18 protein-coding genes are annotated in these 19814 nt (G+C 54.4%); 16 read left to right on the forward strand and 2 right to left on the reverse strand.

Annotation, left to right across the window (positions count from 1 at the left end; translation table 11 throughout):
• Position 1: 1 nt before the first annotated feature.
• Positions 2 to 274, forward strand: a complete 273-nt coding sequence (locus NP534_RS17335; RefSeq protein ID WP_033699807.1) for a DUF3077 domain-containing protein — start codon at positions 2 to 4, stop codon at positions 272 to 274.
• A gap of 225 nt (positions 275 to 499) precedes the next feature.
• Here the strand turns inward: NP534_RS17335 and NP534_RS17340 are convergent, their stop codons facing one another.
• Together NP534_RS17340 and NP534_RS17345 are read right to left on the reverse strand one after the other, a co-directional pair.
• The gene (locus NP534_RS17340; RefSeq protein WP_274099513.1) at positions 500 to 4129 is read right to left on the reverse strand and encodes an ATP-binding protein; all 3630 of its coding nucleotides are present in this window, start codon (positions 4127 to 4129) and stop codon (positions 500 to 502) included.
• Positions 4130 to 4224: 95 nt separating this feature from the next.
• Complete coding sequence (locus NP534_RS17345) at positions 4225 to 5409, reverse strand: EAL domain-containing response regulator (RefSeq protein WP_227696319.1); 1185 nt, start codon at positions 5407 to 5409, stop codon at positions 4225 to 4227.
• Positions 5410 to 5608: 199 nt separating this feature from the next.
• Between NP534_RS17345 and NP534_RS17350 the strand changes: the two genes are divergently transcribed.
• The 15 genes from NP534_RS17350 to NP534_RS17420 all read left to right on the forward strand — a co-directional run bounded on the left by NP534_RS17350 (position 5609) and on the right by NP534_RS17420 (position 19104).
• A complete protein-coding gene (locus tag NP534_RS17350; protein WP_274099514.1) occupies positions 5609 to 6235 on the forward strand; it encodes a response regulator transcription factor in 627 nt (208 codons plus the stop codon).
• A gap of 207 nt (positions 6236 to 6442) precedes the next feature.
• On the forward strand, positions 6443 to 6967 hold the full coding sequence (locus NP534_RS17355; RefSeq protein ID WP_274099515.1) for a fimbrial protein: 525 nt from the start codon (positions 6443 to 6445) through the stop codon (positions 6965 to 6967).
• Positions 6968 to 7103: 136 nt separating this feature from the next.
• Positions 7104 to 7631, forward strand: coding sequence for a fimbrial protein (locus NP534_RS17360; RefSeq protein WP_274099516.1), 528 nt, complete (start codon positions 7104 to 7106; stop codon positions 7629 to 7631).
• A gap of 45 nt (positions 7632 to 7676) precedes the next feature.
• Positions 7677 to 10166 (forward strand): outer membrane usher protein, encoded by a 2490-nt coding sequence (locus NP534_RS17365; RefSeq protein WP_274099517.1) that lies wholly within the window; start codon positions 7677 to 7679, stop codon positions 10164 to 10166.
• A gap of 22 nt (positions 10167 to 10188) precedes the next feature.
• Positions 10189 to 10947 carry a fimbria/pilus periplasmic chaperone gene (locus NP534_RS17370; protein WP_274099518.1) on the forward strand — a complete coding sequence of 253 codons (759 nt, stop codon included), beginning with the start codon at positions 10189 to 10191 and terminating at the stop codon, positions 10945 to 10947.
• 86 nt (positions 10948 to 11033) lie between these two features.
• Positions 11034 to 11552, forward strand: coding sequence for a fimbrial protein (locus tag NP534_RS17375; RefSeq protein WP_274099519.1), 519 nt, complete (start codon positions 11034 to 11036; stop codon positions 11550 to 11552).
• A 10-nt stretch (positions 11553 to 11562) separates the two neighbouring features.
• A complete protein-coding gene (locus NP534_RS17380; RefSeq protein WP_274099520.1) occupies positions 11563 to 12045 on the forward strand; it encodes a fimbrial protein in 483 nt (160 codons plus the stop codon).
• Complete coding sequence (locus NP534_RS17385) at positions 12042 to 12545, forward strand: fimbrial protein (protein ID WP_274099521.1); 504 nt, start codon at positions 12042 to 12044, stop codon at positions 12543 to 12545. The genes NP534_RS17380 and NP534_RS17385 overlap by 4 nt, the downstream gene beginning before the upstream one ends.
• Positions 12546 to 12553: 8 nt before the next feature.
• Complete coding sequence (locus NP534_RS17390; protein WP_274099522.1) at positions 12554 to 13087, forward strand: fimbrial protein; 534 nt, start codon at positions 12554 to 12556, stop codon at positions 13085 to 13087.
• A gap of 5 nt (positions 13088 to 13092) precedes the next feature.
• A complete protein-coding gene (locus tag NP534_RS17395) occupies positions 13093 to 13938 on the forward strand; it encodes an MrpH family fimbial adhesin (protein WP_274099523.1) in 846 nt (281 codons plus the stop codon).
• Positions 13939 to 14355: 417 nt separating this feature from the next.
• Positions 14356 to 15864 (forward strand): DUF6538 domain-containing protein, encoded by a 1509-nt coding sequence (locus NP534_RS17400; protein ID WP_274099524.1) that lies wholly within the window; start codon positions 14356 to 14358, stop codon positions 15862 to 15864.
• Between the two features lie 941 nt (positions 15865 to 16805).
• Positions 16806 to 16991: a hypothetical protein gene (locus tag NP534_RS17405; protein WP_274099525.1), complete on the forward strand. Its 186-nt coding sequence runs from the start codon at positions 16806 to 16808 to the stop codon at positions 16989 to 16991.
• Positions 16988 to 17200, forward strand: a complete 213-nt coding sequence (locus NP534_RS17410; RefSeq protein WP_274099526.1) for a hypothetical protein — start codon at positions 16988 to 16990, stop codon at positions 17198 to 17200. The genes NP534_RS17405 and NP534_RS17410 overlap by 4 nt, the downstream gene beginning before the upstream one ends.
• The gene (locus tag NP534_RS17415; protein ID WP_274099527.1) at positions 17193 to 17672 is read left to right on the forward strand and encodes a hypothetical protein; all 480 of its coding nucleotides are present in this window, start codon (positions 17193 to 17195) and stop codon (positions 17670 to 17672) included. Before NP534_RS17410 ends, NP534_RS17415 begins: the two co-directional genes overlap by 8 nt.
• A gap of 580 nt (positions 17673 to 18252) precedes the next feature.
• A complete protein-coding gene (locus NP534_RS17420; RefSeq protein WP_274099528.1) occupies positions 18253 to 19104 on the forward strand; it encodes a hypothetical protein in 852 nt (283 codons plus the stop codon).
• The last annotated feature ends 710 nt before the right edge of the window (positions 19105 to 19814 follow it).

The raw sequence follows: 19814 nt of genomic DNA on the forward strand, positions 1-19814 counted from the left end.
GATGACTACAGACACCCCCAAGCCGCCCACTACAGCCGGCAAAACCACGTTCTACCAAGGCGAAAACCAGACCCACCCACTCTTTCGCATCGAGCCGGGCATCTGCTGCCAAAGCGCCCGCGAACAGGCTTCCGAATTGATGGGCTACGTACGCGACATGACCTTGGCTGGATTGATGGATGGTGATCAAAAGCTGATCTGGGCCTCGCATTACCTGAGCGCGATGGCCAAGGCGCTGCTAGATGATGCTGAGCTGGGGATGATGAAACATTAAGGCAACGCTATGCGAGTCCTCAATCTGAATTTGAGCAACACCAAACCGTTCGAGGCCTCGCGCTTTCTCGACAATGCCCAAGTATTCGCAGCGTTCTTGACGGAGAGTCTGTGGACACTGAGACGTATACAGGCTGGGCAGCGTAGAGCAATTGCCATCGCAAGCACTATCAACAGAGACGCCTGATCACGGCCTCACCAAAAGGCTAAGGTTGTCGCCTGAGCGCTATCTATAACTCATAAGCGCCTGCTCCAGGGCTGTGATAGCAGCCTGAACCTCTACCACGACATCGCTGATCTGGCTCTGATACATCTCCGGTGTACGGCACAAAAGCTCCAGTTGACGACAACACTCAACCAGTTGCTCAGCTTTTACCACCCTTGCAGCGCCCTTGATTCGGTGCGCCAGCTCCGCCAGCTTTTCGAATTGGTCTTCCTGCATGAAGATACCAAGAGCTTTACAATCCTTGCGGTTGTTATTGATCAGCTCGTCAAGAATCTGTCTAAACTTCTCAGGCTCGCTGCTGATCAACATTTCCAAGGGCCCAAGGTCGACCACGCTCGTTGAAACAGGCCTCGCCTCTAATCGTTCCGTAGACTGCAAGTCGATCGCAGGACTTTCGTTCTTAGAGCACTGCAACAAGCGAGCGTCCAATTCATCCAAAGCAATCGGTTTAATTAGACAGTCATTCATACCGACTTTAAGACAATGCTCTATCTCTTCCGATTGCGCATCAGCGGTCAGACCCAGGATTATGGAAGCCTCCAACCCTTGAGCCTCCTCTAACTGCCGTATCGCCTGAGTAAGTTCGGCACCGCTCATGACCGGCATGTGGCAATCGGTAATGACAATATCGAAAGCGTGCTCACACCAGCGTTCAAAAGCCGACCGGCCGTTTTCCGCCTCGCTGACATCATGACCCAGAAAATTCAGCTGCTGACGCAGTACCTGTCGATTGACTTCATGATCATCGACTATCAATACTTGCAAACGATAGCGTGGCTGTTGAATTAACGGCAGTGCAGTTATTGGCGTAAAATTAACAGGTTCAAGTATCTGCAGGCCTAGCTCGACTTCGACGCGAGTCCCTCTACCGACGGCGCTGCTCAGGTTCACTCGGCCGCCCATCATTTCGCAAAGCGAGCGACTGATCACTAGCCCCAGCCCAGTGCCTTCGCTTTGATGTGAGTTTCGTTGAGCCTGAACAAAAGGACGGAACAATCGTTGTTGATCTTCAGAACTGATACCCACGCCAGTGTCTTCGACACTGAGCTTGATAGTTAGCACGCTTGCTTCGCTCAACACACCACTGATGCTGATTTTGACTGTTCCCGCTTCGGTGAATTTGATTGCGTTGCTAACCAGATTGGAAAGAACCTGTTTGAAACGTAGAGCGTCGATCAGTACGTCACAGTTGATGCTAGAGTCGATATCGAGCAAAAGCTCAAGGCGCTTTTGACGCGCCAGCCCTTCAAACACCCGCGCCACTGACTCAATCAAAACACGTAAGTTCGCACGTTTAAGCGACAGGCTAAGGCGTCCAGACTCGATGCGGGCGATGTCGAGGATATCGCCGATCAATTCCAGCAGGCTTTTGGCCGATGTATGAGCGATCTCAATGCTGGCGCGGTCGATTGGCTCGCTGTCGGCGCGCTTGAGTGCAAGCTCGAGGATGCCGATCACGGCATTCATCGGTGTGCGGATTTCGTGACTCATGGTGGCCAGGAAGCTGGTCTTGGCGCGGCTAGCGTCGTCCGAATGGGCCTTCGCTTCGCGTAACTGCGCCACCAACTGGCGGTGCTCGGTGATATCCAGCCAGCCACAGATGACACCCTTTGTCACCCCTTGGGAGTCCTGAAACGGTTGCACCCAGTGGTTGATCCACGCCTCCTTGCCCTGGAGCCGCACGGCATGTACCGACTCGATCGTCTGCCCGTCGCGCATGGCCTGAGAGTAATTGCGATGGAACTCCGGGAGGCTTTCAAAATTCTCCTTCGGTAACTGCCGGACCGTTTTATGCAACACCTCATCAGCGCTCAAGCCAACGCTTTTGAGATAGCTGCGGTTGCACGACAGCATTCGTCCCTTGGTATCACGGACATAAAGCGGTGGCGGCATGCAGTCAGTCAGGGTCTCGATAAATTGCAACTGATCGTTGAGCATGCGCTCGGCCTTGAGCCGGGCTTTGATCTGCCTACGCAGGTAAAACACCCACACCAGTGACAACAACAGCAACAGCGCGGCAGCGGCGACAATTTCAGTGATCAGTCGCTCATAATCTACCCAGGTCTGACCGCTCATACCCGGTGGCGAACGCCAGCGGTTGGAAATCGCATTGAGCTCGTCCGGTGCAATGCTCTGCAACACGGTATCGATGATCGACTGCAGCTCTACGTCACTACGACGCATGGCGAAATTGACCGTCGCCGGTCCAACATCAAGTATCTGGTTGATGGCCAGCTTGTCGCGAAATAAACGCTCGATGTAATAGCGAGCAGCGGGTAAAGACACCATGGCGGCATCCGCATCGCCTTCGTAGAGGAGATTCATCGAATCCAGCGAGCCACCCGCCTCAACCACCCTGGCTTCGGGGTAACGCTCGCGCAGTTTTTCGATGGCCACATGACCTGTTGGTACCGCCACACGCTTGTCGATCAGATTGCCCAGCTTGCCGTGCTGGTCAATGTTGCTAAGCAATACAAAGGGACTGTTGAGCAGTGGCCGGGAAAAGCGCAGGTATTCCTCGCGCTCGGAGCTTGCCGTCATCAGTGCCAGATCTGCCTTGCCCTTCTGCACCGCGTCGATAATCTGGGGGAAGCCACCACTGCGGGAAACCACTTCAAAATGCAGGCCGGTACTTAGCGTGATCACTTCAAGAACATCGGCGATGCCGCCTGAAAACACCCCGCTAGCATCGAAATAGGCGCCCGGCGCCAGGTCATCATTGATCACCAGGCGTACCACCGGATGCCGCTGTATCCAGCGTGTTTGCTCCACGGTGAGGCTAATGGGGTCTTCACTGGGGATGAAGCTGTTGCCCACCCATCGCTTGGCCAAATTGCGCAACTGATCTTCGCCGATGGATGTGAGGGCGACATTGAGAAGCCGTTGCATACGCGTGTTGTCGACCTTCAGCGCATAACTGTAGTCGCCTCCGCGAACATCCGAGAAACGCTCAAAACGGACAAAGTTGTAGAACGAACGATTGATTAGGTAATAGGCGCTGTACAGGTCGTCCAAGTAAACATCTGCCTGCCCAAAGGCGGCAGCGGCAATCGCTTTTTCATGGTCGGCGTACACCCTAAAAACGGCCCGCGGGTAGCGGTGTTTGAGCTCGGCGCTATGCTCGTGGGTGATCGCGACACGCAAGCCGGCAAGATCAGGGGGTGAATGCCGGGGTTCGGCACTGCGTTTGAACACCGCCAGCCGGTCCCTGGCGTAGGGAATGCTCAGCAGCAGGTCGGGGCGAGGCTCTGTACTGCCGTGAATACTGATGACATCGACACTACCGGCCTGCAATGCCTTGCGCGCGTCCTGCTCATTGGCAAAGGGAACGACCTTCACCTGCAAGCCCAAGAGTTGAGCGACCAGAGCGGTTGCATCGGCGCTGATGCCTTCGTACAGGTTATCTTGGGCATAGACTGAAAACGGCGCGGACTCGGTTGCATACACACCCACCTTGAGCTCAGCCTTGTGCCGCAGCCAATGCCAGTCTTCAGTCGTGATCGCCATATCGTGACGATCGATACGCAGCTGGCTGGACAGCACCTGCGGGGCCAAAGGCAGGGTGGCAGCCAGCAGCGGAACGCTGCTCAACAGTAGGCCGATGGACAGGCAGAAAGAACGTAAATGCATGCGAGATAGAAACCGAAGGAGCCTGGGGATCGCCGCCAGTGGCGGCGCAATAATAGTTCAAAGTGGTTGCCGTCGCTCGTTCATGAGGACCTGCCTCACAACCTGCGCTGCATGCAGAAGTCGATGAAGTGGCTTTCCGGCATCGGCCGGGCGAACAAAAACCCTTGGGCAAGGGTGGCGCCCAACTCAATCAGGTGAGCCTGTTGCTCGACGGTCTCTACACCTTCGATAACCAGCGAGATGCCTAACGCCCGGGCCAGCGCCACCGAGCAACTGATAATCGCAGCGCTCTTGGGCTGGTTTTGCATCTTGCGCACGAACGCCCGGTCAAGCTTGATTTCACTAAATGGCAGTTCACTTAGTCTATCCAGTGAAGAATAACCGGCGCCAAAATCATCCATGGCCAGGCCACAACCGAGCATACGCAGCCGCACCAGGTTTTCCAGACTTCTGGCAGGTGCACTGATGAGACCAGACTCGGTGATTTCGAACGTCACGCTGGCCGCTGGCACCTGTGACCGCTTGATCAGCAGGGTGATGCGCTCAGTCAACGCGGCGCACGCCAGCTGCGCCGGGTGCAAGTTGAACGCCAGGTCGATTCCCTGGCGCTGCGCTGCCAGCCTTTGCTGAAGAGACAGGCCCTGTTCGAACAGCTGCCAGAACAAGCGGTTGATCAGGTTGTGCGCTTCCATCACCGGTAAAAAATGTGCGGGTGGCAGCACCCCCCATTGAGGGTGCGTCCAGCGTGCAAGCACTTCTGCGCCAACCAGTTGCTGCCCCTGCAGGGTAAATTTGGGTTGGTAATAGGCCTCGAACTCTCCGTTGTCCAAGCCTTGCTGAACATCGTTCAACGTGGGGAGCTCTGCCGGCGACAACACTTTAGGCGCGGCGCTGCAGTGTTCCCTATAGCGTTTGACCACCTGGCTGAAACCTTCCAGGTTGAAAGGCTTGCCCAAGTCGCCCAAGAAAGTCAGGCCCAGACAGTGGATCATCGCGACCGTGGCTTGACGCAGCGCCGGGTCCAGTTCGCTGCATAGCACCACAGCCCCAATTTTGCCGCTGCTGCTGGCTTGGCGAAGAAACGCCAAGCCGTCCATGCCAGCCATTTTCAAGTCACAGATAATAATGTCTATCGCGTCGCAGGCTGACAGCACAGCAACGGCCTCGTGGCCGTCCGCCGCTTGCAGAATGGGCCCCGGCAACACTTTTTCCAGTGCAGTCACGGTGACAAGGCGCTGGAAGGGTTCATCCTCCAGCACCAGAACAGTCAAGTCTTGCATCGCAGGTCTACACGCACGCAATTGAAGGAGCCACAGTCTGCAAGGCTCGCATCTGACACCTCCATGGGAAATTTCCTCTCATCCATCGGAAATTTCCGAAGCAAGTACAGCTCTGTCCTACGCAGCTAATGGTGATAACCTGCTAGTGGCTTATCGATACCGTTCCGTAACAAGCGCGTTCTCAAGGTAGATTCACACTATGCATAGCGTTCTGATAGTTGACGATCATCCAGTCATTCGACTTGCAGTCCGGGTGCTGCTGGAAAAGCACGGCATGCGCGTGGTGGGCGAAGCGGACAATGGCCTGGATGCGGTTCAGCTGGTACGCGAGCTCAACCCGCAGGTGGTCATTCTCGATATTGGTATTCCCAAACTGGATGGGTTTACCGTTATCACCAAGATTAAAACGCTAGATGTGCGTAGCAAGGTGCTTATCCTGACTTCGCAACCTGCCGATTCTATATGCCGACGCTGTATCCAGTTAGGTGCGCGCGGTTTCGTCAACAAGGAAGAGGACCTGGGCAGCCTGATTACAGCGATCAAATCGGTGGATGCCGGCTATACGTTCTTTCCCTCGCTCACGTTCGACAGTGTCAACCCTGCCGACCAACTGTCGGAACTGGAGCAGATTCGCTCATTAACCGACCGGGAAGTGACGGTATTGCAATACTTGGCGCAGGGCTACTCCAACAAACAAATTGGCGACATGCTCTTTTTGAGCAATAAAACTGTGAGCACCTACAAAACGCGGCTATTGCAAAAGCTGGGCGCTACGTCGCTGGTTGACCTGGCGGAGTTTGCCAAACGCAATGAATTGACGCGGTAATCGCTGTATAAATGCGCCTGTAGGAAATTTCCTATGCCTCCGTAGGCAATTTCCTACTCATTTCTTCCCTTTCGACCCCTAGGCTTACTCCAGCTCAACGGTACACAGATACCTGAGCGGAGAGAGTGTTCCATTGAGTCCCTTCAAGCACTTCACAATTCAATCTAGGAGTATGAAATGAAAGTTAGTTCTTTGGCTGGCGCAATTATGGCAGCTGCACTGGCAGCCACGTCGGCTGTCAGCTTTGCCCAAGATCAAGGCCACGGTGTTATTACCTTCAAGGGCGCAATTATCGATGCACCGTGCTCCATTGCTCAGGACTCGGCATACCAAACCGTCAAGATGGATGAAATCTCCAACGTTTCCCTGAAAAACGGCGGCAAATCCAGCCCGAAAACCTTCAAAATCGAACTGCGCGGCTGTGAACTGGGCGCCCTGAAGTCGGCCACCGCTACCTTCACCGGTTCGCCTTCGTCCAACCCTGACCTGCTGGCAATCAAAGGTTCGGCTCAAGGCGCCAGCCTGGCCATCGCCAACCACACCGGTGAGCTGATCAAGCTGGGCGACGCTTCGCCTGCGCAGACCTTGTCTAATGGCGACACCTACCTGGAGTTCAAAGCCTATCTGCAGGGTGACATGGTTGCCGCACCAGGTGGCGGTGCAGCAACAGCGGCCCAAATCGTCCCAGGTGACTTCGAGACGTTCGCCAACTTCACTCTCGCTTATCAGTAAGTTCATTCATCACTGAGGTGCCCCGCAGTACGCACGGATTGCGTACAGAGGTGCTCCGCAGTACGCACGGATCGCGTAATGAGGTGCCCCGCAGTACGTACGGATTAGCTATTGCGGGGAGTTTGCGGAGGTTTAGATGATTCGCTCAACCGCCCTGCTGCTTCTGACTCTCTGCCCCCTCGTCGTGCCCATCTGTGCTGCCGAAGCACTCAAGGGGCGTGTACAACTGGGCGGAAGCATTGTGGACAGTGCCTGTAATATGCAAGTAGGTAGCGATCGGCAGACGATTGCGTTCAAACCCATGGCACTGAATGGATTGCTAAACGGCGATACGTCATCACAACAATCTTTGACGCTGTATATCAGCGACTGTATTGCATCGGAAAAGCCTAACGACACCGAAGCTTCCCAGCGTTTTAAGCTGACATTCGAAGGACAATCGCATGGAAAGTACTTTGCTATCGAGGGTGTCGCAAAAGGCATTGCCTTGCAAATAAAAGATCGTCACGGAAAGTTAGTTTCACCTGGCATGTTACTCGAGCACAACACACTGTCTGCCGACAGTTTGATGCTCAATTATACGCTGACACTCATCGGCATCGGCCATGCACTGGAAGCAGGCGATTATCACGCCACTATCAAGCTTAATATTCAGCACTTCTGAACTGCACATAATTTAGCGCGCAGTTTCGCTCAAGGACTTAGTCACGTGAATCACCGTAAGGTACTGGCTACCACGGCGTTGTGTTGTGTCGCGACGTGGGCAAGTGCAGCCGAAGAATTCCAATTCAACACCGACGTACTGGACCTCAAGGATCGCGAGAACCTTGATCTTGGGGTGTTTGCTTCGGCCAACTTCATCATGCCCGGCCAATACAGCCTGATGGTGCACGTGAACCGCGATACATTGACGGAGTTTGCCGTCGACTATCTTCCGGCCGAAGACGATCCTAAAAGCAGCGTCGCCTGTCTTTCGCCGGCATTGGTTAATGAATTGGGTCTGAAAGAACAGGTTATCAAGTCGCTCACCTGGTGGCACGATGGCGCCTGCCTGGACCTGGCCAGCGTCCCGGGCATGCAAGCCCGTGGCAACCTAGGCACTTCGGCGTTGTACGTGAGCATCCCCCAGGATCAGCTGGAGTACACCGCCGCGAACTGGGACCCGCCTTCACGCTGGGACGAAGGCATTTCCGGGGTGCTGTTCGATTACAACTTGAACGCCCAAACCACCGAGCGCACACGGGGTAAAGGTCGCAGCGACAACCTCAGCGGCAACGGTACCGCCGGGATCAACCTGGGCGCTTGGCGCTTGCGCGGCGACTGGCAGACCCAGATGCAACGCAGTGATGGCCAACCGTCGCAAAACCAGTTCGCCTGGAGCCGTTTCTACGCGCTACGCGCCGTACCGTCCCTGCGCTCGAACCTGATTGTCGGCGAAGACTACCTGGACTCCAACCTATTCGGCAGTTTCCGTTACACCGGCGTCAACCTGAGCAGCAACGACAACATGCTGCCCCCCAACCTGAGGGGCTATGCCCCGGAAGTCAGCGGTGTGGCCCGCACCAACGCGCGCGTGATCATTCGCCAGCAAGGCCGGGTGCTCTACGACACCCAGGTGCCGCCAGGGGCGTTTCGAATCCAGGACCTCAACGACGCGGTCTCTGGCCAGCTTGACGTGCGCGTTGAGGAACAGGATGGCAGCGTCCAGGAGTTTCAGATGGACACCGCCAGCATCCCTTATCTGACCCGTCCGGGCACGGTGCGCTACAAGTTGGCTGCCGGCAAACCCTCTGACTGGGAACATCAACTCGATGGCCCCGCGTTCGCAACCGGTGAATTTTCCTGGGGTGTGAGCAACGGCTGGTCGCTGTATGGCGGCAGCCTCGGTGCCAAGGATTATGGATCTCTCGCCGTGGGCGTGGGCCGCGACCTGATGGCCTTCGGTGCACTGTCGTTCGACGTCACCCAGTCACGGGCCACGATCCCAGACCGCGACACACTCAGTGGCAAGTCCTACCGGGCCAGTTATTCCAAGCGCTTCGACGAATACGACAGCCAGATCACCTTTGCCGGCTACCGGTTCTCCGAGGAGAACTACATGAGCATGAACGAATTCGTCGAAGCCCGACGGGGCAGCCAACCGCTGAACCAGAGCAAGGAGCTGTACACCGCGACAGTGAGCAAACAATTTCGCGATTCGGCGCTGAGCATGTACTTCAACTACAACCACCAGACTTACTGGAACAGCCAGGCGAGCGACCGCTACAGCCTGTCGGTGTCGCGCTATTTCGATGTCGGTGGTTTGAAAAACCTCAGCCTGTCGCTGACTGCGTACCAGAACAAGGGTAACGGCAACTCCGATGACGGTGCCTACCTGTCGGTCAGCATCCCCTGGGACAGCACCGGCTCGTTCAGCTACAGCTCGTCTGTCAATCGCGGCGACACCTCGCATAGCCTGAGCTATTACGACCGTATCGATGCGCGTAACCACTACATGGTCAGCGCTGGTAAGTCGGCCAGCGGTGAAATGGCCAGCGGTTTCTTGTCGCATGACGGCGATCAGGCCCAGGTAGTGGCGAGCGCCAGCTACCAGGCCGGTGAGTACACCTCGGCCGGGCTGTCCCTGCAAGGCGGCGCCACCCTGACGGCCGAAGGCTCGGCGCTGCATCGCAGCAACATCATGGGCGGCACCCGGCTGATGATCGATACCCAGGGCGTTGCCGACGTACCAGTGCGCGGCAACGGCGGGATAACCCGCACCAACCGTTTCGGCAAGGCGGTGGTGACTGACGTCAACAGCTACTACCGCAACCAGGCCAGCATCGTGCTGGACGACCTGACCGACGATGTCGAAGCCACCCAGTCCATTACCCAGGCAACCCTGACCGAAGGCGCGATTGGCTACCGCCGTTTCGATGTGATCGCCGGCCACAAGGCCATGGTCACGATTCGCATGGCCAACCACCGCGCGCCGCCCTTTGGCGCCAGCGCACGGAACGGCCGCGGGCAGGAAACCGGCATTGTGGGTGAAGAAGGATCGACATACCTGAGCGGCATGAAGCCGGGCGAAACCATGTCGCTGCAATGGGACGGCAGCGCGCGCTGCCATTTCACCCTGCCCGACCAGGTGGTATCGCCCGAACGACAACTGGAGCTGCTGTGCCAGCCCGTCAGCGATGCGGACGACTCCGCCGCTTAATCTATTTGCAATAGGTACCTCTATGAACGCCCGCTTCAAACGCAACACCCTGACCTTGCTTGCCCTGTTTGGCACCTGCACGGCGCAATCCAGCCTGGCCGCAGTGTCGCTGGACCGCACCCGGGTGATTTTTACCGGCAGCGAGAAATCGGTCAGCCTTAGCGTCAGCAACCAGAACGCCCAATTGCCCTATCTGGCACAGGCGTGGATCGAGAACGAGCAGGCCGAAAAAATCACCAGCCCACTGGTGGTGGTGCCACCGATCCAGCGCCTAGAGGCCGGAGCCAACAGCCAGGTGAAAATTCAGGGCCTGCCTGAGCTGGGCCTGCTGCCCCAGGACCGCGAATCGCTGTTCTACTTCAACCTGCGCGAAATCCCGCCACGCAGCGATCAGCCCAACACCTTGCAAATTGCCCTGCAAACGCGTGTGAAGCTGTTCTATCGACCGGTAGCCATCGCACCGAGGATCGGTGTCAACGAAGCCCCCTGGCAGGAAAAGCTGACCCTGACCCGCCAGAACGACCGCTATCTAGTGAACAACCCGACGCCTTACTACGTCACGCTGATCGATGCCACACCCAACCTCAAGGCCGCCAGCGCAACCGACTTCAAACCTCTGATGATCGCCCCCAGAGGCCAACTCGACCTGGGCGTAAGCAGCAAGGCGCTGGGCGACAAGCCAGTGCTGACCTACGTCAATGACTTTGGCGGCCGTCCGCAACTGCAATTCAGCTGCGCTGCAGACAGCTGCAGCGCCAGCCCCGTAGCCAGCAAACGCTGACACCCGACGACTTATTCCAGTGAGGGCAAATCATGAAGCCTGGACTCCGTATCTGTCTTGCCGCATGGCTCTGTAGTGCCAGTGTCTTGACTCATGCCGCCGGCAACCTTCAGCAGACGGCCGAGTTCCAGGTCACCGGTACCTTGCTAGAAAGCGCCTGCTACCTAGACCCAAGCTCCGCCTATCAGTCCCTGTCGCTGGGCGATTTGAGCACTGCCCGCCTGTCGCGCATTGGCGATCAGGGCACACCCATAGCCCTGCATCTCAAGCTGCAAGGCTGTGTACGCGTTAACGGCGGCCGCCAGGATGAGCAGCAAGGCACCTTGGTCTGGAGCGCCATCGAGCCGGTGGCCGCGCTGGCCTTCAACGCGGTCGCCGATGCCGATACGCCCACGCTGATCAGAGTAATCGGGGCCGAGGGTTTTGGCCTGCGCCTGCTCGATGTCCAGGGCAACGACGTACGCCTGGGCCGTACTGCCCCTGGGTGGTTCGTCTCCCCGGGTGACAACCGACTGACTTACTACATCCGCCCTGAGCGCACAGCCGCCCCTTTGCGCCCGGGCGCCTTCCGCGCCAGCCTCAATGTGAACCTGGCATATGATTGAGGGCTATGCAATGACCGTCGCACGCCGCGCACTGCTGGCCATGGTGCTTGGCTGTGCATCCTTGACCCACGCTGACGAGCAGGTGGTGGTGAAGATCGAGGGTGTCGTGTATGCGGCGATCCCATGCGTGATCAATAAAAACGCGCCCATCACTGGCCCCTTTGGCGATGTGCAGACCGCTGGCATCGATGGTACTTACAAGACCATCACCCTGGATTACGCACTCGACTGCAGCCGCTCGGCGACCAATGAGTTGCGAATCCAGGTGCGCGGCACCCCGGCTTTCGATCCCGCGCTGCTGGTGGTGCGAGGTTACGACAACCTCGGCATCGCCCTGAAAAAAGACGGTGCGCCGCTTGCGCTCAATACTTGGGCTGACTTCGACACCCGCAAACAGCCAGTTATACAAGCCGTCTTGGTCAAGCGCGAAAACAGTGAGGTTCAAGCCGGCAAATTGAATGCCAGCGCAACCCTGGTGGTGGATTATCGATGAACAGTTTGCACCGAACCTTGGCGATAGTGTCGATGGCCACCCTGCCCCTACTCTGTGCTGGCGCAGATAACCTGCAGTTCACCGGCAACCTGCTGGCACCGCCCGGCTGCATCGTCAGCGACAAGGGCGGGCGTATCGACGTGCGCTTCGAGCGCAATATCGCCGTCAACCGCATCGATGGCGAACGCTACCGACAGGCGATTCCTTACCAGATCTCATGCCCGGGTGCATCCGACGCTGGTATCACTTGGCACATGCGCTTGACGCTCAAAGGTAAATATGCAGATTTCGATCGGACCGCGCTGAGAAGCTCGGTGAACGACCTGGGCATCAAGGTACTGCTCGGCGGTACCGCACTGATTCCCAATGAACCCCGAGAGATTGATGTAAATGCATCGACACCGCCACTGCTGGAGGCCGTGCCGGTGAAGCTTACCGGTGCGGAGTTACCCAGCACCGACTTTACCGCTTCGGCATTACTGATGGCCGAACTCTACTAGGAGGCTCCATGGGCAAATGGGCCATTACCCTGAGCGCCTGGGTCACCGCCAGCCTGTGGTTGCCGGCGATACAGGCAACGGAAGACAACCTGTACTTCTCCGGAACGCTGGTGAATGAGCCGTGCGTGCTGGATGAGAGAGATGAGTTGATCAAACTGGACTTCAAAAGCGTGGTCGACAAGGACCTTTACCTAAACGGCAGAACCAAGGGTCGCCCCATCGAGCTGCGCTTGAAAAACTGCGACCTGGACGTCGGCAAACGCATGGTCAGCATCGCCTTCAGAGGTAACGAAAGCAGCGAACCGCCGGGGCTGCTGGTTCTGCAAAGCAGCACTGTACAAGGCTTGATGGTAGGACTGGAAACAACGGGCGGAATCGCCTTGCCGTTGAACAAGAAGCACCCCATGGGCGAACTGACCAACGGCTACAACGTCCTCAACTTCAATGCGTACCTGAAAGGAGCACCTGAGGTGCTAGCCAATCGCACCCTTGGGCTAGGCGAGTTTGAAGCGTCGCTGACCTTTGCACTGAGTTATGAGTAACCACCATGAAAAATCCGTACACGCCTAAGTTACGCCACGCCTTCGCATCTGTACTAATGTGCGTTGCAGCGGCACAAGCACAAGCCTTCACTATCCAGACAACGGAAAGCCGTTATGAGGCGAGTGGTGTACGCTATTCTTTCGCTGTCAGCAATTGGACAACTAATGACGGTGGCTTGAACCCTTGTAGCTCAGACGAATCGCGATACACTAGTTGCGGTATTACCTTGGTAGCGAAAATGCCGATGTGGTCATCGGGTCGTATTGTGGCTAGTTACTCACATTGGGATGTACCTATTCGGCGCGGCCACTCAGACTTGGGCGATTTGTTGCGGGACCTCCAGACTGCAGGTTTCAGAATCCCCCTTAGCGGCTCGGTTCTGGTCCCTTACGACAGCGCAAACAATACTCTATGTATCTCTTTTGCCTCTGCAACAGTTGGGCCCAACATTGGATCCGCATACAACGCCTTCGGCCCTTGCACCCCTGTTGTTGCTCCGGCGCTGCAATGCGATATCACGGGCGATACCAATATCAATCATAGAACCCTATCCGACGCTGAAGTTGACGGGGCGAAAGCTTCGACCAAGCTCAACCTGCAGTGTCGGGGCCCGGCCAGCGTCACCGTGTTTGCCTCCAGAACCAACGCTAATGGCGTATTGCTCAGAGACGACGGCAGCCTGTACTCGAAGATTACGATCAATGGCAAGGACGCCACGGCGGGCATCAACGTGGCAGTTACAAATGACCAGGTTACCCCAATGAATATTGAATCGACCCTTTTCACCCGAGGGTCCGTGACACCAGGTGCGTTCTCCGGCTCGACGGTTATCACCGTTACACCGCCTTGAATTTAGTGCAGCCACAACTGGATGGCATAAGAATGCTATCAACCATCGCCAGCTTCCTGGGATGAACGCAAACGCACAATCGCCTTTGAATACACGCCACTTGTTCTTCGCCGCCCGATAACGCTCATGCACCTCGAAGTGCTAGACCACGTTCAGAATCACAACCTCGCAGTGTCCCCACGCTTTTCGTAGTAGGCCTGACGGAATGATTGCGAACGCTCGGAGGATTACGCGCTGCACCTCCCCCAAAAAGCCAATAGAAAAAGCCCCGCAGACTTTCATCTGCAGGGCTTCTCTATGTATGGCGGAGAGATAGGGACTCTAAGATTTCAGATCTACAGCCCAGAAACCACGGTATCTATTGGCTTTTATGGGCATGAGTGGTCAAAATGAGTGGTCAAACTGGAGATTACTCAGATGGCCGACCACCTCACCCAAAAAGACGGAGAATCGACATGGTACGTTCGCTTGGCAGTGCCTGCCGATGTGCGACATGCCTTTGGTGGGCGTGCCAAGCTAATCAAGACCACCGGCACGAGCAACCGGGCCGAAGCGATGGTTCGGCGTCTACCCTACCTCGCCCAGTGGAAAGCTCAAATTGCCGCAGCAAGGGAGCAGAAGTTCGTAGCAGGCGACCAGTGGAGACTTGCCCAGCATCAGGCAGGCTTGAATCTGACGGCCCATCGAAACGATGCAGTCACCCGTATTTACACCCCCCTCTCTCCACACGAAACCAAGCCTGATTTTTCATGGTTTGAGCAACTGCCAGAAATGATCAGCGACCTTCGCAACGAAGGACAAGATATTCTTGCAAGCAGACTCACAGACTACGCGAAGCGGTACGTTGCCGCGCTTGAGAACGGTATCACCGCTGGTGCCGGTATTGATCTGCACAATGAGCTTCTGACGCTCATGGCAGATATGGAAGCAGCATGTATTGCGGACGAGTACAGCCTTTCTGACGCTGAGCATCAGGAAGCAAAGGCCATTGTGCATAACCCAGCAATGTACAAACCTGTCAGCCCCATTACAGATGGCCGCTTAGAGAAATTCCGTTCTTACCGAGTGAAGGAAGGTATTGCAGACAAGACCATAGACCAGCAGGAAAGCAAGCTTAAGAAGCTCTCACACCATCTACGCGATCAAGGTAAACCCTTGACCAATGAGATTGTCGCTGGCTGGCTGGAAACGCTCAATTTATCAAGCAAGACCAAAGCCCAGTATCTATTAGCCGGTTCAACATTCTGGAAATGGGCAATGAAAAACGACTCACACTGGCAGGAGTTGCACAAAGGTCAGGACAACCCATTCAAAGAACAAGAGCTTCCGAAGGTTCGCGGCAAGGCTAAAGTAGAGGCAGCACGTAAGGCATTCACCCAAGAGCAGATAGAAGGCCTATACAAAGCTGCCAAGGATCAAGGCCGTCAATCTCTATGCGATTTGATTGAACTGGGTTCCTATACAGGCTGCCGTATTGAAGAGCTTGCTCAGCTTCGAAAAGAGACTGTAGTCAAGATTGAGGGGATTCTAAGCTTTAAGATCGAAGACAGTAAAACAGCCGCTGGCATTAGGGAAATACCAGTACACCCAGCAATTCAGGCCACAGTAGAACGACTGATTGCAACCAGTACAGACGGCTTCCTACTTCCCGCCTCTACTGGCAACAAATACGGCATCAGATCAGACTCATTCAGCAAAGCATTCGGGAGACTGAAAACGGGTGAAGGCTATGGAAGACAGCACGTATTCCACAGTGTGAGGGCAATGGTTGTTACTCTCCTGCTGAGGGCTGGCGTAGTTGGTCCCACTGTGGCAAACATCGTCGGCCATGAAACCGGGTTAGTAACATTTGATGTTTATGACGAAGGTGCAAGCCCCCGACAAAAGCTAGAGGCTCTATCAAACCTATCATTCGACCTCACTTAAATTAATATAACTATATTGCAACATGTATTGACAAAATTCAAATCTGATTGTTACAATTAATACATGTCGAGTTATTTATTCGATTCCTCTCTAGCAATATCCAAAACGCTGACTGTTTCTTGAGTTGAGTTTATTTCAGTCAGCGATTTAGCTAGATCGCCTTCACCCCTGGGGTGATATAGCACTTACTCCTATAGCCTCCTTCTGCTGTTGCAGCCTAGGGGGCTTTTTTTGCCAAATCGAATTACCCGTTCATTTCCACAACACAACCCCATACTCATAAACCAAGGAGGTTATATGACGATTCCTCGCACCTGCTCCATTTGCAATAGCTCGTTAAGCAACAAGAGGAGTGATGCAAAAACCTGCTCACCGTCCTGTCGCACTAAGCTGTTTCGCTCAAATCAAACCAGCACCGTGTTAGTTAAGGTTCGCATCCCGCTTGATACATACACAAACCTCACTATCAAAGCATTCAAGGCACGAGCTGGCATTGACGACTACCTAGTTCGGATGGTGCAGAACAATGAATAACAACTATCTCATTGTCCATCGCCCCTCAAACTTGATTGTGAATGCGTTTGAAGACGACAAGCCGGAGAAGCTTGCAAAGCAGCACATACTGATTCCTGTATCACGGCTTGTGCTAGAACGGTATTGGTCATTGCTTGCAAAGCATAGGGACACAGGGACCTGCGTTGACGCGGGTGAGTTTGCAATGAAATCTCCCGCCTTCCTTGAGTGCTTCAAAACCGCAACCATCTAGAACACACGTAAACCTATATGCCCCCAGGACGCTCTATAACGCGTTTTGAGAGGTTTTTCTTTAGGGAAGGTACCCTACAGACCCCCTGTTTTTGCATCGCTACAGACCACGGAATACGGGGCCTAGAGATGCATTAATGACCATGTCACTGACCCAAGTAGAAGGAGAATAAAGAATGGATAACGTAACTGTTGATGATGTCGCTCGCTGGTTAGCAATTGAGCAAGTCAAACACTATGAAGCGATCAAGCAATCGGCATCAACCTGTGGTGACAAATCGGATTATCGCCGCTGCGTCGATCAGATTGATATCTTGATCACCAAGTATGGATTAAAGCTGATCGGCGGTGAGTACAAATGACTAATGCAAATCGAATCATACAGAACATTGAATCTGCTGTTGAACGTGGCAAAGCTTGTAAAGCCAAACAAGCAACTGCAACTGAGAGCCACACTACCAATCCTCAGGCAACCACAAAGAAGCTTAGCGGAACCACTTACAAAGAATTAATCATGAATTGCTATCACAAACATATGAACAACAAACAAAAGGAAACAATCAATGAGTAATGAAAAGATTAAGATCAATGGCGTGCCACCAAAGTGGTCTGATGACGAGTATGAGCAGCGCATGGATCGAGAACTCCATGCGTACCGCCACACTGCGCAATCTCGGGAAATGATTCGGAAAGATTTACCCCATCAGTTCTTGGAGATTGTTGCTGAAAAAGTGGGCCTGGGCTACCAAGTATGCAACAAGTACCCTGTCACCTTTGAATCATTGAACTACAACTGCTACCTCATCAAACCTACATCAATGCAGGAGGAAGACATTGTAGCGATCAGGACCAAAGTAAAAGAGGAGTATACGGAATGGCTTCGATCTGAGCACACCCGCTACCAAGACCTATTGCGGCAGCAACTGATTCAGACTCAAAAAGAAAAAGAAGCCAAAGCGCTTCGTGAAAAAGAAGCCAAACAACTGGCTGAGATTGAGAAACAAGTACAAGCTTGTTACACCCCTCTGGAGATTCCAGAATAACACCCCAACCTGAGTTACTAACAATGGCAAGAACAGACACATAAGCCTCGCCGAATCAATCAGCGAGGCTTTTTTGTGCCTCGCAAATATGACTAGCTGCTGGTCTCAACCCGATAAACATTGGGGATTGTCGTGCTAATGCTAAACACAGCAAATCAAATCCCTCACTGAATCTAACGTTAATCGACGAATTAAACGCATACCTCTTAGGATCACTACAAGCCCTGGTAGGAATGCCCCTACAAGACTTCTGGCATGGATTCTGAGCGTGATCTTGCTTAAGGGTATAGATAGGTAGCAGGTGCTACCCTGCGTCGCTCTAATCGCTTGTTTTAAAGCCAGATGTCAGACAGACACGAAGCCACCAAGCTATAAAATTATTAATTGACCTTCAACGCTACAGAAAATATAATCCCAAGCCCGACCAGCAATGCTCAGCATACCGTGCGCAGCTTCAGTTATCATGGAAGCCTCGCATGAGCCCCTAGCAATGCCTGCGGATTGCCAAACACACGCACACCCAAGAACCGGCACAACCCGAGAGGAATGCCTATCGAAAATGAACTAAAGGAGATTATCAATGCAGCATCCATCCGCTTTGAATTTGCCTGCCAGCTCGGCAAATTACGAGCACGCTCAAGCACCGACCCCCACCCAGCAAACACCAACCACCACTGCGTCCACGCCAGAGGAACGGGCTATACAGCTGCGTCGCGAGGGAAATTCTTACGCTGCAATCATGGCAGCCACTGGGCTTCCTGAGCGTAAGGTTAAACAGCTTGTTAGAGATGTACCGAAGGAAATCTCCACACCGTTTAGCAAATCAGTGAGTCGTGTATACAAACTCGCAATTCGTGCACAAGGAGTCAAAAACCATGAGCTCCGGGGCATTCTGCACGAAGAATATGGCTGCAAGTGGAACACTGTGGAAGGACGCTATGAAAGCTCCTTTGATTACAGCGTGATCAAACGTGTCAAAGAGAAAGTGCGTGAATGCTCCACCTCCAACGGCACCCAACCTGTGTTCGTTATGGACTGGATCGATGACCAAGCACCTACTGCAAGTCGCCTGTTCCTTGAGCAGACTGCGTTGAACCTGATGGCTCGTGTCGATGAAGCCATCAACGAGTTCATGGAGACCCACGCTGCTTGCACCTCAGAGGACAGCGAAGATGCTGAGATGGCTCAACGCAAGCAAGCGTACGATGCTCGACAGCACATCCTGAAGCTTGTCAGCGGGCTCGGTGCAGAGCCAACAGCTACGCTCGTCGAACGCACAACCAGGGTAACGAATACTCTTCAAGGCACTCCGGACGCTGAAGCACCATCGGTGCGGCATACTGAGGATAGGCCCCTGATTCCGGAGCCTAATGGCGTTGATCATTTCCTTGATTACGTTGAGTCTCAAGGATGGCTGGCCGCGACCAACTAACGCCTTTCGCATGCGCGTCCGACCAGCGCCCACCATATGTATAGAGCCGGACATCGGACAGCATGCGCAGTGACCATGAGGTCAGCAGCTCACGCCACAAAGCGCCAGGAGGGGATGTATTGATGACAATCAATTCCCACCAAATTCAAAGGGGCGCTTCGTGTCAGCGCGACACGCCCCCCCCCCCCCTTCAAGCTCCTCCCTCGTCCGGCGACGGACAGGGCTTTTCTTCTTCAGGGTATCCACCCTGCATGATTGAGCTAGAGAAAAGAAGAGGGAACAGATGGGTAATAGCCCATCCAAAAATCAGAAGAAATAGAACCACAGCGATGCTGTGAAGCTATCTTAATCTCGTCGTTACACGACAAAATCATCTCTTGCTTACGCAAGAAGAAAGATCAAGAGCTAGGTTTGGCTTATTGCCCAACCACCTGAAAAGCATTCACTCACTTCGTTCGCTCACCTGCTGGCACTGGTTGTATAGAGTGGTACTGCAGCCTCGGCTGCTACTGTACAGACTGGGTGCGGTGAGCATCTATGAGATATCCATCGACCGTCATACGGTCAATCTGATATTCACCAGATGACGAAGGGTGCCAGCCGCTTGTCCTTGTCTGGAACAGACGAGAAGTAATCTATCGACCGTCATACGGTCAACAACCATCTGAGAAGCGATACCAACAGATGGGCAATCAAGACCATCCGACCTC

The sequence above is a fragment of the Pseudomonas sp. 39004 genome (assembly GCF_028682155.1).
Lineage (GTDB): Bacteria > Pseudomonadota > Gammaproteobacteria > Pseudomonadales > Pseudomonadaceae > Aquipseudomonas > Aquipseudomonas capeferrum.